Genomic DNA, 14,773 nt, shown 5'->3' with positions numbered 1-14,773 from the left:
CGCAATCCAGACTGCGGGGACGCCTATCATACCGGCAAACGTGCGCGGGCCATATCACGCAAAGTATGGGGCTTATGGCATATGGATATAAGCGTGGGATTTGTGCCGCCTGACAGACCGCTATCGCGAGCAAGCTCGCTCATTAAAGGTATGGCATTTGCATATGCCGACTGGCGGCGGCGTTAATTTACAAAGATTGCCCGCAAGCAAATGGCTACACTGCGCAGGTGGCGCGTACCGGATGTGCGCATCAGTCATTCGTCTGTCATTCAAAATGGCGTGGTAGCAGGAGAGTTGCGTGCTTAAGAAACTGGGGATAAAAGGCCGCGTGCTGTTGTTGAGCCTGTTGCCGACCAGCTTGATGGCATTGGTGCTGGGCGGCTATTTCACGTGGATGCAGCAGTCCGACCTGCAAACCCAGCTCCTGCAACATGGCGAGATGATCGCCGAACAACTGGCACCGCTGGTGGCCCCTGCGATGGGCCATAACAACTCGGATTTACTGGAACGCATCGCGACCCAATCCCTGGAACAGACGGATGTTCGCGCCGTATCCTTTCTCGCTCCCGACCGCACGCCACTGGCCCATGCGGGCCCGAGCATGCTCAATCAGCCACCGATCGGTAACAGCCCCCACATGCTGCAACGCACCGGCAGTGACGCGACGCGCTACCTATTGCCGGTGTTCGGCCGACACCGCAACCTCGCCGGTGACCTGATCCCTGATGAGTCCGACCGCTTATTGGGCTGGGTGGAGCTTGAACTGTCCCACAACGGCATGCTGCTGCGCGGTTACCGCAGCCTGTTCGCCAGCCTGCTATTGATCGCCGCGGGCCTTGCCGGCACGGCCCTGCTGGCGCTGCGCATAAGCCGCACAATCAATACGCCGCTCAGTCTGATCAAACACGCTGTTGCGCAACTCAAGGAAGGTAACCTGGAGACCCGCCTGCCGGCACTCGGCAGCCAGGAGCTGGATGAACTGGCATCAGGCATCAACCGCATGGCTGGCACTCTGCAAAACGCCCAGGAAGAATTGCAACACAGCATCGACCAGGCCACTGAAGACGTTCGGCAGAACCTGGAGACTATCGAAATCCAGAACATCGAACTGGACCTGGCACGTAAAGAGGCGCTGGAAGCAAGCCGGATCAAATCCGAGTTCCTGGCCAACATGAGCCACGAGATCCGCACGCCCCTCAATGGCATCCTCGGCTTCACCCATCTGCTGCAGAAAAGTGAGTTGACACCTCGTCAGCTGGATTACCTGGGCACCATCGAGAAGTCCGCCGACAGCCTGCTGGGGATCATCAACGAGATTCTCGACTTCTCGAAAATCGAGGCCGGCAAGCTGGTGCTCGACAGCATTCCCTTCAACCTGCGAGACCTGCTGCAGGACACCCTGACCATCCTCGCCCCGGCGGCCCATGCCAAGGAGCTTGAACTGGTGAGTCTGGTCTACCGCGATACCCCATTGTCGCTGGTCGGTGATCCCCTGCGCCTCAAACAGATCCTCACCAACCTGGTGAGCAACGCAATCAAATTCACTCGCGAGGGCACCATCGTCGCCCGCGCCATGCTCGAAGAAGAGCATGAAGACAGCGTGCAACTGCGCATCAGCATTCAAGACACCGGTATCGGCCTGTCCAATCAAGACGTGCGCGCCTTGTTTCAAGCGTTCAGCCAGGCTGACAACTCGCTGTCCCGACAACCCGGCGGCACCGGTCTGGGCCTGGTGATTTCCAAACGCCTGATCGAACAAATGGGCGGCGAGATCGGTGTCGACAGCACGCCCGGCGAAGGATCCGAGTTCTGGATCAGCCTGAGTCTGCCGAAAGCCCGCGACGACGCCGAAGACCTGCCGTCTGCGCCACTGCTCGGTCGCCGCGTCGCTGTGCTGGAGAACCACGAACTGGCCCGCCAGGCCTTGCAGCATCAACTGGAAGACTGCGGCCTGGAAGTCACCCCGTTCAATACCCTGGAAGCGTTGACCAACGGCATCACCGGCACCCATCAGACCGATGAGGCGATCGACCTGGCGGTGCTTGGCATCACCACCAAAGACATGCCGCCCGAACGCCTCAACCAACATATCTGGGACCTCGAACATTTGGGTTGCAAAGTGCTGGTGCTATGCCCGACCACTGAGCAGACGCTGTTTCATCTCTCGGTGCCCAATCCCCATAGTCAATTGCAGGCCAAACCGGCCTGCACCCGCAAGCTGCGCCGAGCCTTGTCCGACCTGGTCAATCCGCGCCCGATGCGCAACGAGCCCGGCGAGCCCATTTCCAGCCGTGCGCCGAAAGTGCTCTGCGTCGATGACAACCCCGCCAACCTGTTACTGGTGCAAACCCTGCTTGAAGACATGGGGGCCAAGGTGCTCGCGTTGGAGAGCGGCGATGCCGCGGTCAAGGCAGTGCAGAAGCAGGCCTTCGATCTGATCCTGATGGACGTTCAGATGCCCGGGATGGACGGCCGCCAGACCACCGAAGTGATTCGACACTGGGAAAGCGAGCGTCATAGCACCCCGCTACCGATCGTTGCTCTGACCGCCCATGCCATGGCCAATGAAAAACGCGCCCTGCTGCAAAGCGGGATGGACGACTACCTGACCAAACCCATCAGTGAGCGCCAACTGGCCCAGGTAGTGTTGAAGTGGACCGGCCTTGCACTGCGCAATCATGGGCCGGAGCGCGCCGGCGAGCCCTACGGCAATAGCACCGAGTTGCTGGTGCTCGATCATGAAGAAGGACTGCGCCTGGCCGCCGGCAAAGCCGATCTGGCTGCCGATATGCTGGCGATGTTGCTCGCCTCTCTGGAGGCTGACCGTGAAGCCATCCGTGTCGCCCGGGAAGCCAAAGACCAGAATGCGCTGATCGAGCGGGTCCATCGCCTGCACGGTGCCACCCGCTACTGTGGCGTACCGCAACTGCGAGCAGCCTGCCTGCGCAGTGAAACCCTGCTCAAGCAGGAGGACCAAAAGGCCTTTGCCGCTCTGGATGAACTGGACCGAGCCATCAACCGCCTGGCTACCGAAGCCCGCATCGGCGCTTGACCCACGGCAATACGGGCAATGCAGGTGAACGTTAAGCTCATCGCACCTGCAAACAAGGATGAAGCCATGCGCACGATTCTCTTTAGCTGCCAGACCTATGATCGCGACAGTTTCCTCGGTACCGAGCAACCGGCCGATGTCGAGTTACAGTTTCAATCGGCACGGCTGAGCCTGGACACGGCGGCTCTGGCTGAGCACCACGAAGTGGTCTGCGCCTTCATCAATGACGACCTCAGCGCGCCGGTGCTCGAGCAGCTGGCGGCCGGCGGCACCCGCTTGATCGCCCTGCGCTCGGCCGGCTACAACCATGTCGACCTGCCAGCAGCCAAACGCCTGGGGCTGAGCATCGTCCGGGTTCCGGCCTACTCACCCCACGCGGTGGCCGAACATGCCGTAGCCTTGATTCTGGCGCTGAACCGACGCTTGCATCGCGCTTACAACCGGACCCGCGAAGGTGATTTCAGCCTGCACGGCCTGACTGGTTTCGACCTGGCGGGCAAATCCGTCGGCGTGGTCGGCACCGGCCAGATCGGCACCAATTTCGCCAAAATCATGGCCGGGTTTGGCTGCCAGCTACTGGCGTACGATCCGTATCCCAACCCGCAGGTGGAAGCCCTCGGTGCCCGATATCTGAGCCTGCCCGAGTTGTTGGCGCAAGCTCAGATCATCAGCCTGCATTGCCCGCTGACGACTGAAAGCAAACACCTGATCAACAGTCAGTCACTGGCCCATTTGCGACCGGGCGCGATGTTGATCAACACCGGCCGAGGTGGCTTGGTGGACACACCGGCACTGATCGACGCACTGAAAATCGGCCAACTGGGCTATCTGGGTCTGGATGTGTACGAGGAAGAAGCACAACTGTTCTTCGAGGATCGCTCTGATCTGCCGCTGCAAGACGATGTACTGGCGCGCCTGCTGACGTTCCCGAATGTCATCGTCACCGCCCACCAGGCCTTTTTGACCCGCGAAGCCCTGGCCGCGATTGCCGCAACCACCTTGCAGAACATTACCGCCTGGGCGGCGGGCACACCACAGAACCAGGTGTAAGGCCAAGCCACGGGTCGACTGCCTGATCGAAGGTCACAAGCCCGGGCCATGCTGGATTCGTCCGCGTGCTAGCATACCGCCCATACTTGGAGGACCCATGGTCGAACACGATTTCCGCTACAGCCTGATGAGCCCGCAACACACCCTGATCGAATGCCGCGCCTTAGTGCCGGGTCGTTATCAAGTCACCGGTAACGGCGGCTCGATACAGAACGATGACGTCCTGGTGGTCACCCTCAAAGGCAGCAAGGACTTGTCCATGCGCCTGACCGTAGAAAAAGTCCGTCACCTGATCAACCCGATCGGCCAATGGGTCGCTGTGGCCCGTGGTCCGGTGTTCGGTGAACTGGCGATTCACACGTGGCAGGTCAACTGCGACAGCTGTTCAGCCGAGCTGAACTTCGAGTTCGCGGTTGACGCCAAACTCGGCAACAACGCACAAAAGCCTGCCGCCACAGCGCGCATAGCCGAGCTTGGCTGGGTAAGCAAAGGCGAGAAGCACCTGTGCCGCAAATGCCAGGAGCCAGGCTAATGAAACATCTGACCATGATGGGGATGGTCGGTGCCAGCCTGTTGGGATGCGCTGCTGAGCCAGTGAAACTGCAACAGGATCACAGCTACATTCTGGAGTGGATCGGCGAACGCCCGCTGATCGACAACAGCCACCTGACCATCACCCTCGGTGAAGACGGTCGGGCCTATGGCAATGGCGGCTGCAATCACTGGTTTGCGCCTTACACCCTGGACGGCGACAAACTCAGCTTTGGCAAGGTCGGCAGCACCCGCAAAATGTGCGCGCCGGCATTGATGGAGCAAGAAAAACGCTTCCTGCTGGCACTGGAAACCGTGCAACGCTGGGACATCTCGCCGATCGAGCAAGTACGTTTCTGGCCGGCTGAAGGCAAGCCGCTGCGTTGGTGGCTGGAAGAGGGCTGATACAACAATCCCTGTACCTGCAGGAGCGAACTTGCTCGCGATGAACTTGACGCGTTTCTTCAATGAGTACGCGTTATCGTTTACGACCATCGCGAGCAAGCTCGCTCCTACAGAGATCTATGTTGTTCCCATTAGACTCTTCAGTTTTTCGCCTGCAACGCCGTAAGCTTTGCCATCACTCCCGCCGCCGTTTGCTCACCCATCAACTGCTCACGCACTTTGCCCTTGTTATCAATGATGTAGGTCACCGGCAATGCCTCACTGCGCGGCAACTCGAAAAAATCGGCCGGGTCCTGGGCCAGCACGGTGAACTTGATCCCCAGCGCTTCACTGGCCTTCTTCAGCTCCTCCCCCTGCACATTGTCGAAGTTGACCCCAAACACACCGATCGACTTACCCTTCAATTGCTCAGCCAGGACATTCAACTCGGGAATCTCTGTTCGGCAAGGGCCACACCATTCAGCCCAGTAATTGATCACCACCCATTGTTTGTCCAGACGCTCGGACGCGATCTTCTGCCCCTGCTGATCGACGCCGTAATCATTGCCGCAGCCGCCGAGCAGCAAGGTTGTGATGATCGCCAATACCGCCGCCAGTCGCCTTGTCATGTCTTGGTCCTTTGAAAAGATTGGTTCTGAATCCACTTTGACTGCGACCCATCGCCTCCCAAGGTTCAGGACTGCTCGCCACACAGGTAGAATAGCCGCCACTTTACGCAAGATGCGACCCGCACATGACCGATCTGACGCTTTATCACAACCCGCGCTGCTCGAAATCCCGCGGTGCACTGGAACTGCTGCAAGCTCGTGGCCTGGCCCCGACCGTAGTGCTCTACCTGGAAACCCCGCTCGATGCCGCACAACTGCAAAGCCTGCTGGGCAAACTGGGTGTTAGCGCCCGCCAGCTGCTGCGCACCGGCGAAGACGAGTACAAGACCCTCAACCTGGCGGACAGCAGCCTGACCGAGGCACAGCTGATCGCCGCCATGGCCGCGCACCCGAAACTCATCGAGCGACCAATTCTGCAAGTCGGCGACAAGGCCGTGATCGGCCGTCCGCCGGAGAAAGTGCTGGAGATCCTGCCGTGACTGCGCCGTATATTCTGGTTCTGTATTACAGCCGCAGCGGTTCGACCAACGAAATGGCCCGACAGATTGCCCGTGGTATCGAACAAGGCGGTCTGGAAGCTCGCCTGCGAACGGTACCGTCGATCTCCACTGAATGCGAAGCGGTAGCGCCGAGCATCCCGGACGAAGGCGCCTTGTATGCCAGCCTCGACGATCTGAAAAACTGCTCGGGTCTGGCCCTTGGTAGCCCGACCCGCTTCGGCAATATGGCCGCACCGTTGAAGTACTTCCTGGACGGCACCAGCAACTTGTGGCTGACCGGTGCACTGGTAGGCAAACCGGCCGGAGTCTTCACCTCCACCGCCAGCCTGCACGGCGGCCAGGAAACCACCTTGCTGTCGATGATGCTGCCGTTGCTGCACCACGGCATGCTGATCACCGGCCTGCCCTACAGCGAATCAGCTCTGCTGGAAACCCGCGGCGGCGGTACGCCTTACGGCGCCAGTCACCACGCTGGCGCCGATGGCAAAAGCCCGCTGAACGAGCACGAAGTCGCCTTGTGCCGGGCGTTGGGCCTGCGCCTGGCGAAAACCGCCCGGCAACTGGAGAGCAGCCGTGGCTAAAAAGCCCAAGATCCTGCCCTCAATCGAGTGGCTGGAACCACGCGTACGGGTAGCCCGAGTATTGAGCCTGCTGTGCTTTCTCGGTTTGATCGGCCTGTTGTGTGCGTACTACCTGATCATCGCCGACCTGCATGGCGCGAGACCCTGGGTGATCCTGCTGATCGAGCTGGTGCCTTTGCTTCTACTGACACCGGGCATGCTCAGCGGCAGCGCCCGTGGGCATTCATGGATGTGCTTTGTGGTGAACCTGTATTTCATCAAAGGCGCATTGGCCGCCTACGATCCGAATCGACAGATGTTCGGTCTGCTGGAAATGACCGCGAGCCTGGCCGTGTTCTGCAGCGCGCTACTGTATGTGCGCTGGCGGTTTCAGCTCAATCGCAAGCTGGCGGGGGAAGGTGAAGCGCTGGCTTGATAGATGAGAGTCGCCGGACCAACCACCATCGACGACCCGACTTCCTATCTAAAGCCTTATTTATTAAAGCCTGAGAGCTTGCGGCAATCGCTATCCAGTCAGGAGAGGGCATGCACGACTACAAATGGTTAAACGAATATTGTCTCAATCGCTTCGGTTCAGTGGCGGCCCTGGAGGCACACCTGCCCTCCCCTGCATCTGCCCAACAATTGAGAAAAATCAGCGACGATCGCTATTTATCGACCTTGGCGTTAAGAGTTTTCCGTGCCGGATTGAAGCACAGTCTGGTGGATGCAAAATGGCCGGCGTTCGAGCAGGTTTTCTTTGGGTTTGATCCGGAAAAAGTCGTGTTGATGGGGGCTGAACATCTTGAACGCCTGATGCAGGACGCACGCATCATCAGGCATTTAGGCAAGCTCAAAAGCGTACCGCGCAATGCTCAACTGATCCTCGATATTGCTCATGAACATGGCAGCTTTGGGGCCTTCATTGCTGACTGGCCCACGACCGATATCGTTGGCCTCTGGCAATATCTTGCCAAACATGGAAGCCAACTGGGTGGTCTCTCGGCGCCGAGGTTCCTGCGAATGGTCGGTAAAGACACGTTCATTCCGACATTCGACGTGGTTGCTGCGCTGAACGCCCAGAACATTATCGACAAAGTTCCGGGCAGCAAGCGGGACCAGGCGAAGGTACAAGAGGTTTTCAACCTCTGGCATAGCGAAAGCGGACGGCCACTCTGTCAGTTATCCGCCATGCTGGCTTATACGGTAAACCATTGATCCGCGATCAAACCCGGCCACCTGGAAACCGTTCAGGGTGCACTGCCCTTTTGTAAACAAGTACGCGGCAGTGCACCCGCTGAGATCTCCTTCGCCAGTGCGCTAAACCAATCGCTCCCGGTCTCGATACTTTCCATTTTGCAAACTCCCCGCTCATTTCTGGCAGCCTGTTAGATATCGTCAACTTCAAACGTGATTTCCACAGCAAAATGAACTAGAGCGGATGTGTCATCACACCAAACTTCAGCCCCTCCCTGAATAAGGCTTCCCTGTCACAAGGGAAGCCTGCCCCCTCCAAATTTTTCACATTCCTTTCACCAATCCCCCACCTGGCTTGCCCTAGATTTGCGTTCAGGTCACTGTCCAGGGTCTTCGCGCGCACTGAAAGTTTTCGTTTGAAAATCATACAAGGGTGAACAATGTGGTTAATTCTGTCCCGGCCGGGTCGCCATCGAAACGAGTCATGACAACCAGACTCAAGAAGCTGCTACTTGGGGCTGGCATCGCCACGGTCAGCATGATTCTGGCCACCGGATTCGTGTTATGGCCAAAAACGCCGTTGAACCTGGGAGAGGGAAACCACATGAACACCGCTGGTGTTTATGAACACTGGAAGGCCGGAGACGTTATCGTACTGGTCAGACATGCTGAACGCTGCGACCGTTCCAGTAATCCCTGCCTCGGCCCGGCAGACGGCATCACCCGTGTCGGCAGCATCGCCGCGGCAGAAGTGGGTAAAGCCTTCCAGACCATCGGGATGGTGAACGCCGATGTACTCAGCAGCCCGGCGACCCGCACATTGCAGACAGCGCAGTCCATGTTCGGACAAGCAGCCGCCGCTCAAGACTGGCTGGCCAGCTGCGGCAAGCCCCTGTCAGATGACGCGCTCGCCCATAAAGTCGCCCATCGCAATCTTGTGTTGGTTACCCACAGTGGATGCATCAGCGACCTCGAAAGTCAGTTGGGTTTTAAACATGCGCCTACAAGTGAGTACACCAGTTCCCTATTCGTCTCTGTCGGAGCGGGCGGCCAACTAAATGTGCTGGGTGTCATGAATGAGCAAGATTGGGCGTCCACACTAAAAAAAGTCGCCAAATAATTTGTTACTATTTTTAATCGCTGCACAATCATGCCCCATCAGTAAAATGGCGGACCGGACGTGCCAGACTTTATTCGACGCCTCAGGAATCGCTACTAACAACCGCGTTACGACAGCAACTTCAATGATCGCTTATTCGTAGACATGCGCCGCAACGAAACTCGCAGGTTGCGAGCACATGCTCTGGAAACGCAATTATTTGCGCTGAGCCACCCGACTTTTTTGTTTTGACGCTTGAGTTCTCTTGAGTAAGTCGAACCTTTAGTCTGTGGCACATTCAGGCGTCAGGCATGCCTTTAAAGGTCTGAGCAGCAGAACACCAAAATTCTAAAACAACATATGCAGAGGTAGAACGGATTCTGATGGCTAACGATTTTCGCCCACTGGTGACCCACACCGGTCAGCGTGACACTCATCTTCATTTCTTCGGCAACCTGCTGCCAACACGCATCGACAGTTTGCCCAAGGGTCTGCTGCCATGCAGCGCCCTGAACGATCACAAAGACTGCCTGGGAGCACAAAGCGCATGATTAGACGTTGGGCGTTGCCATTACTGCTGCTGGCCTTTGGCCTGTTCTATCTTCTGCCACTGGCTTCTCACGGGCTGTGGATTCCAGACGAACCCCGTTATGCCCAAATCAGCCAGGAGATGCTGCTGAGCGGCGATTGGGTTTCCCCGCACTTCATGGGCATTCGTTATTTCGAGAAGCCTATCGCCGGCTATTGGATGATTGCCATCGGCCAGGCGATATTCGGCGATAACCTGTTCGGAGTCCGCATCGCTTCTGCTGTGAGCACCGGGCTGAGCGTGCTGTTGACGTACCTGATCGCCCGACGCCTCTGGAATGATCCGCGCAAGAGTTTTGCTTCGGCCTTGCTTTACATGAGCTTCGGCCTCATCGCCGGTCAAGCCGGGTACTCCAATCTCGATCCGCAATTCACTTTGTGGGTCAACTTGAGCCTGGTGGCGTTGTGGTTTGCTATTGACAGCACCACACAGCGGGCCCGATTGACGTCATGGGCGGTACTTGGCTTCGCCTGCGGCATGGGCTTCATGACCAAGGGGTTTCTCGCCTGGCTGCTGCCGGCGTTGATCGCCCTGCCCTATATGCTCTGGCAACGGCGCCTGGGGGAACTGCTGCGCTACGGTCCGCTGGCCGTCATCGTTGCAATCATCGTCAGCTTGCCCTGGGTGCTGAGCATTCATGCTCACGAACCCGACTTCTGGAGGTTTTTCTTCTGGAATGAACACATTCGTCGCTTCTCCGCAGAGGATGCCCAGCACACTCGCCCATGGTGGTTCTACCTGCCGATGCTAGTGGTCTCCAGCCTGCCCTGGGCGGCATTGCTGCCTTCTACGTTCACGCAAGCGTGGAAGAGCAAACAGCAAGCGGGCACCGGTTTCCTGCTGCTTTGGCTGGTGCTGCCGCTGGCATTTTTCAGCCTTAGCCGAGGCAAACTGCCGACTTACATCATGCCGTGCCTGCTGCCGCTGGCGGTGCTGATGGGCAACACATTGATCGACCGGATCACACAAACACAAGGCCGCGCTATCCGTATCAATGGGTTGCTCAATCTTGTCATCGGTACGGTTTCGCTGCTCGCGCTGATCTATCTGCAATTGACCAAGCCGGTTTACGGGCAGCAAGAAATGATGAGCCTGTCGCTGACATTCATCGTATTGATGGGCTGGATCATGGCCAACATGCTGCAGGCCGTCAGACCATTGACCATGTGGGCCGCACCAGCCCTGGGCATCTGGCTGCTGATCGCCTTGTTGCCTGCCGGCATGCCCAACAGCATTGTTCATAACAAGATGCCCGACCAGTTCATCAACGAACACATCGAAGAACTCAAGCAAACCACAAAACTGCTGAGTAACGATCTGGGGGCCGCGTCTGCTCTTGCCTGGAGCCTGAAGCGTCCTGAAGTCGAGTTGTTTAACACCGCTGGCGAACTGAAATACGGCCTGACTTATCCTGACTCGGTCAACCGTCTGGTTGACACCAAGAGCGTCCAGCAATGGATGACCGATGCCCTCAAACAAGGCTCGGTTGGCGTGGTCATGCGAGTCAAGAACGTGGAGGAAATACAGGAGGTCGAACTGCTGCCCGTGGGCGGCAAGCGTTACGAGCAGGGCAATCTCGTGATTCTGATCTTCCCTCAGAGTCAGCCATGACCTTGCCTGATTCCCGATGACACGGCTTTCGCATATCCCTGACGAATCGAATACATGACGAACTGCTTAGCCTTGGCGCATCTATCATTCACGGCCCCCCATGGGGGCCTTCACTCTGGACGGGCCCATTTGTCGCCCTTGGAAATACTCATATGAAGCTATGGAACAGCGACAAGAAAGCGCTGGTGCTGTTGCTCGGCGTATCAGCACTGCTTCTGTTGTTGGGTTTGGGGACGAGAGAGCTCTGGGGGGCGGAAACCCGCTGGGCGAACATCTCGCTGCAAATGATGCAGACGGGTAACTACTTCGATCCCTACCTCAAAGGCATGCCGTATTACGACAAACCACTCCCCTCTTACTGGCTGATTACCGCCACTGCCTGGCTGATGGGCGGGCTGGGTAATTGGTCACTACGCCTGACTTCGGTCATCGCCGCCTGGCTGAGTATCTGGCTGATCTATCTGATGGGCGAGCAGCTGTTTCGCAAAGGCACCGGCCTGATCGCCGGGTGGATGCTGGCGACAACCTTCTATTTCATCTTTTGGGCACGGGTTGCGACGGCCGATATCCTGACTGTTTTCGGCATACTCGCAGCCGTCTGGTGGTACTGGCGCGACCCGGATGACACCCGACTGGGCCGCTACACCGTGTTCTTCCTGCTGCTGGCAGCGACCTCGCTGCTCAAGGGTCTGATCGGCTTCATTTTGCCGGGGTTGGTGCTGTTGCCGCACCTGCTCAGCGAGAATCGCTGGAAGCGCCACCTCAACCTGCGACTGTGCCTGGCCGTGTTGATCGCCGGCCTGGTGTACATGGTGCCGTTCATACTCTCGCACCTCTACGGCGCCCCCACTTACGGCGCGAGCGGCCTGGGCCTGGTGTTCCGGGAAAACGTGGTGCGTTTCTTCCAGCCGTTCGACCAGTTCGGACCGATCTACACCTATCTGATCTACCTCCCGGTCTATACATTGCCTTGGGCGCCGTTCTGGATACTCGGGCTGTGGCTGGCGGTACGCAATTGGCGGCAAACCGAACCCAACACCCGCTGGCTGATCTGGGGCCTGGGCCTGTTGTTCCTGTTCTTCACCGCCAGCGGCAGCCGGCGTAGTTACTATGTGTTGCCACTGGTGCCGTTCGCCCAACTGTTAGCGGCCTGGTGGGTCACCCGCCGAATTGACGAAAAACGCGCCGCCGGCAAGGTCAGCGGCCCTGGTTGGAAAAAGGGCTTCGGTGCGGCAGCGGCGCTGCTGATCGTGGTACTGGGCATCATCTACCCGTGGACCAATCTCGGCGGCGGGGTCGTCCAGTTCAGCGCGGACGTACGCGCCGAGGCCAGCAAGAGTGCGCCCTGGAATCAGTGGCGCATGGTGATGGTCGAGGTTGATAACAAACTGCCTATGTACATCCAGAATCAGGGGGCACCGTACTATTACGTTCGCGATACCGACGACTTTCCGCGTGAAGGCGATAGCGCAACCCTCATGGCATGGCTGGAAAAAAACAGCGGTCAGCGCTGGGATCCGCAGCGCACGATCATCATCGCGCAATATAAGGATGCGGATAAGCTGCCGCTGAACTACCTGACCGCCGACCATCAGGTGATTCTCACTAAACCTAACAATGGTGAGCGGATGTTCCACAATCGTGACTACGGCAGCGTTGCGTTTCTCCCCAAAGCAACGACCCCTTGAGTGATAAATCGAGAGGCCTGGCAGGCCTCTCGATCCATCAGAGGTTCAGCACATTGACGAACCGCGAAGCTGCGGTTTCGTCGATCCGCAGGTTGGTGAAGTCGAACAGGTTACGGTCCGCCAACTGCGAAGGGATAACGTTCTGCAAGCTGCGGAAGATGCTTTCGGTCCGACCCGGGGTCTTGCGCTCCCATTCCTGAAGCATTTCCTTGACCACCTGACGTTGCAGGTTTTCCTGAGAACCACAGAGGTTGCACGGGATGATCGGGAATTGCTTGAAGTCGGAATACGCCTGGATGTCTTTCTCGTTGCAGTACGCCAGCGGCCGGATCACCACGTTACGACCGTCATCGGCACGCAGTTTGGGCGGCATGGCCTTCAACGAGCCGTTGTAGAACATGTTGAGGAAGAAGGTCTCGACGATGTCGTCGCGGTGATGACCGAGGGCCATTTTGGTCGCGCCGATTTCATCGGCAAAGGTATACAACGTGCCGCGGCGCAGGCGTGAACACAGCGAGCAGGTGGTCTTGCCTTCAGGAATGAGTTCCTTGACCACCGAATACGTGTCTTTTTCGACGATGTGATATTCCACACCCAGCTCTTTCAAGTAGGCCGGCAACACGTGCTCTGGAAAGCCCGGCTGCTTCTGGTCCATGTTCACCGCGACGATCTCGAACTTGATCGGTGCAACTTTCTGCAGATGCATCAGCACGTCGAGCATGGTGTAGCTGTCCTTGCCGCCGGACAGGCAGACCATGACCTTGTCGCCCTCTTCGATCATGTTGAAATCGGCGACGGCTTCACCGGCCTGCCGGCGAAGGCGTTTCTGCAGTTTGTTCTGGTTGACCGTAAGAGTGCCCATGGCGCTTGAAATCCGCGAGGTATGACGAAAGGCCGGCATTTTACGCAAAAACTCTGCGTGGGCGAAGAGTCTGCCCATGAGTAAACCCGGTAAGGCTGGCGCACGCCCTGTGGCGAGGGGGTAACCATAGATGCAGGACAAGCTCCCTCGCCACAGAACCTGCATGTTTCCAGAAGATGCAGCGATTAAGCCTCGCGTTTACAGCGCGATTTGCTCTAAAGGGCCGCACCTTTGCCGGCAACTCCTTCCTATACTGCGACATAAGGTCGTACACATATAGAGACCTTTACTTACTTCGGCCGCCTGGCCCGTAGGCGCTCCGTTTGGGGGGCGATGGTAATAGCAAAAGGAGTGAATGGCATGATCCATCACGTTGTGGGGCTCTTCACCCACCCTGATCAAGAATGGCGAGAAATCCGTGGCGATGCAGAGGAAAGCATCAGCCACATGTACCTCACCCACACGCTGATTCTCGCAGCGATTCCAGCGATTTCAGCCTTTATCGGTACCACTCGTGTCGGCTGGGTCATCGGTAGCCGCGCTCCAGTCATGCTCACTCAGGAAAGTGCACTGTGGATGACGATCATGTCCTATCTGGCCATGCTCGGCGGCGTGGCCGTGATGGGCGCCTTCGTTCACTGGATGGCGCGTACCTATGATGCCAGTCCGAGTCTGGCCCGTTGCGTCGCGTTTGCCACCTACACCGCTACGCCGCTGTTTGTCGGAGGTCTTGCGGCGCTGTACCCGCACATGTGGCTGGGAATGTTCGTCGGTACTGCGGCCATTTGCTACACGGTGTATCTGCTGTATGTGGGCTTGCCGACCTTCATGAACATTCCATCGGATGAGGGTTTTCTCTTCTCAAGCTCGGTGCTGGCCGTAGGGCTGGTCGTGCTGGTCGCGATCATGGCTTTCACCGTGATTGTCTGGGGCCTGGGCGTTGGTCCGGTCTATACCAACTGACGCGGGCAACTGACATCGTCACAAAAAAAAAATAGAATTCTGCCAACACAACAGGCCG

At 57.9% G+C, this 14,773-nt stretch carries 15 protein-coding genes; 13 read left to right on the top strand and 2 right to left on the bottom strand.

Annotated elements, in window-relative coordinates; genetic code table 11:
• The first annotated feature begins 298 nt into the window (after positions 1–298).
• The 4 genes from AC07O1_RS26215 (at position 299) to AC07O1_RS26200 (ending at position 5,038) form a co-directional block, all read left to right on the top strand.
• Positions 299–3,052 (top strand): response regulator, encoded by a 2,754-nt coding sequence (locus AC07O1_RS26215; RefSeq protein WP_495090691.1) that lies wholly within the window; start codon positions 299–301, stop codon positions 3,050–3,052.
• Positions 3,053–3,118: 66 nt separating this feature from the next.
• Positions 3,119–4,102, top strand: a complete 984-nt coding sequence (locus tag AC07O1_RS26210) for a 2-hydroxyacid dehydrogenase (protein WP_495090690.1) — start codon at positions 3,119–3,121, stop codon at positions 4,100–4,102.
• Between the two features lie 97 nt (positions 4,103–4,199).
• A complete protein-coding gene (locus AC07O1_RS26205) occupies positions 4,200–4,634 on the top strand; it encodes a hypothetical protein (RefSeq protein ID WP_494993684.1) in 435 nt (144 codons plus the stop codon).
• Complete coding sequence (locus AC07O1_RS26200; RefSeq protein ID WP_494993683.1) at positions 4,634–5,038, top strand: META domain-containing protein; 405 nt, start codon at positions 4,634–4,636, stop codon at positions 5,036–5,038. The genes AC07O1_RS26205 and AC07O1_RS26200 overlap by 1 nt, the downstream gene beginning before the upstream one ends.
• A 140-nt stretch (positions 5,039–5,178) precedes the next feature.
• Here AC07O1_RS26200 and AC07O1_RS26195 read toward each other — a convergent pair whose 3' ends face one another.
• Positions 5,179–5,646, bottom strand: coding sequence for a TlpA family protein disulfide reductase (locus tag AC07O1_RS26195; protein WP_494993682.1), 468 nt, complete (start codon positions 5,644–5,646; stop codon positions 5,179–5,181).
• 125 nt (positions 5,647–5,771) lie between these two features.
• Between AC07O1_RS26195 and arsC the strand changes: the two genes are divergently transcribed.
• The 8 genes from arsC to AC07O1_RS26155 all read left to right on the top strand — a co-directional run bounded on the left by arsC (position 5,772) and on the right by AC07O1_RS26155 (position 12,890).
• Positions 5,772–6,125, top strand: a complete 354-nt coding sequence (gene arsC, locus AC07O1_RS26190; RefSeq protein ID WP_494993681.1) for an arsenate reductase (glutaredoxin) — start codon at positions 5,772–5,774, stop codon at positions 6,123–6,125.
• Positions 6,122–6,727 (top strand): NAD(P)H:quinone oxidoreductase, encoded by a 606-nt coding sequence (gene wrbA, locus AC07O1_RS26185; protein ID WP_495090689.1) that lies wholly within the window; start codon positions 6,122–6,124, stop codon positions 6,725–6,727. The genes arsC and wrbA overlap by 4 nt, the downstream gene beginning before the upstream one ends.
• Positions 6,720–7,142, top strand: coding sequence for a DUF2069 domain-containing protein (locus AC07O1_RS26180; RefSeq protein ID WP_495090688.1), 423 nt, complete (start codon positions 6,720–6,722; stop codon positions 7,140–7,142). Before wrbA ends, AC07O1_RS26180 begins: the two co-directional genes overlap by 8 nt.
• Before the next feature lie 110 nt (positions 7,143–7,252).
• Positions 7,253–7,924 (top strand): DNA-3-methyladenine glycosylase I, encoded by a 672-nt coding sequence (locus tag AC07O1_RS26175; RefSeq protein WP_494993678.1) that lies wholly within the window; start codon positions 7,253–7,255, stop codon positions 7,922–7,924.
• A gap of 463 nt (positions 7,925–8,387) precedes the next feature.
• Positions 8,388–9,023: a lipopolysaccharide core heptose(II)-phosphate phosphatase PmrG gene (pmrG, locus tag AC07O1_RS26170; RefSeq protein WP_495090687.1), complete on the top strand. Its 636-nt coding sequence runs from the start codon at positions 8,388–8,390 to the stop codon at positions 9,021–9,023.
• 362 nt (positions 9,024–9,385) lie between these two features.
• Positions 9,386–9,553, top strand: a complete 168-nt coding sequence (locus AC07O1_RS26165) for a hypothetical protein (RefSeq protein WP_495090686.1) — start codon at positions 9,386–9,388, stop codon at positions 9,551–9,553.
• Positions 9,550–11,202, top strand: coding sequence for a lipid IV(A) 4-amino-4-deoxy-L-arabinosyltransferase (gene arnT, locus AC07O1_RS26160; RefSeq protein WP_495090685.1), 1,653 nt, complete (start codon positions 9,550–9,552; stop codon positions 11,200–11,202). The genes AC07O1_RS26165 and arnT overlap by 4 nt, the downstream gene beginning before the upstream one ends.
• A gap of 152 nt (positions 11,203–11,354) precedes the next feature.
• The gene (locus AC07O1_RS26155; RefSeq protein WP_495090684.1) at positions 11,355–12,890 is read left to right on the top strand and encodes an ArnT family glycosyltransferase; all 1,536 of its coding nucleotides are present in this window, start codon (positions 11,355–11,357) and stop codon (positions 12,888–12,890) included.
• Positions 12,891–12,927: 37 nt separating this feature from the next.
• Here the strand turns inward: AC07O1_RS26155 and ttcA are convergent, their stop codons facing one another.
• Positions 12,928–13,752 (bottom strand): tRNA 2-thiocytidine(32) synthetase TtcA, encoded by an 825-nt coding sequence (ttcA, locus tag AC07O1_RS26150; protein WP_494993854.1) that lies wholly within the window; start codon positions 13,750–13,752, stop codon positions 12,928–12,930.
• Positions 13,753–14,112: 360 nt separating this feature from the next.
• Here ttcA and AC07O1_RS26145 point away from each other — a divergent pair, with 360 nt between their 5' ends.
• Positions 14,113–14,715 (top strand): Yip1 family protein, encoded by a 603-nt coding sequence (locus AC07O1_RS26145; protein ID WP_494993673.1) that lies wholly within the window; start codon positions 14,113–14,115, stop codon positions 14,713–14,715.
• Positions 14,716–14,773: the final 58 nt, after the last annotated feature.

It is taken from the genome of Pseudomonas sp. GW821-FHT07G10, from assembly GCF_059418545.1.
The sequence above is the reverse complement of the archived record's forward strand: the minus strand, read 5'-3'. Positions and strand labels throughout refer to the sequence as shown.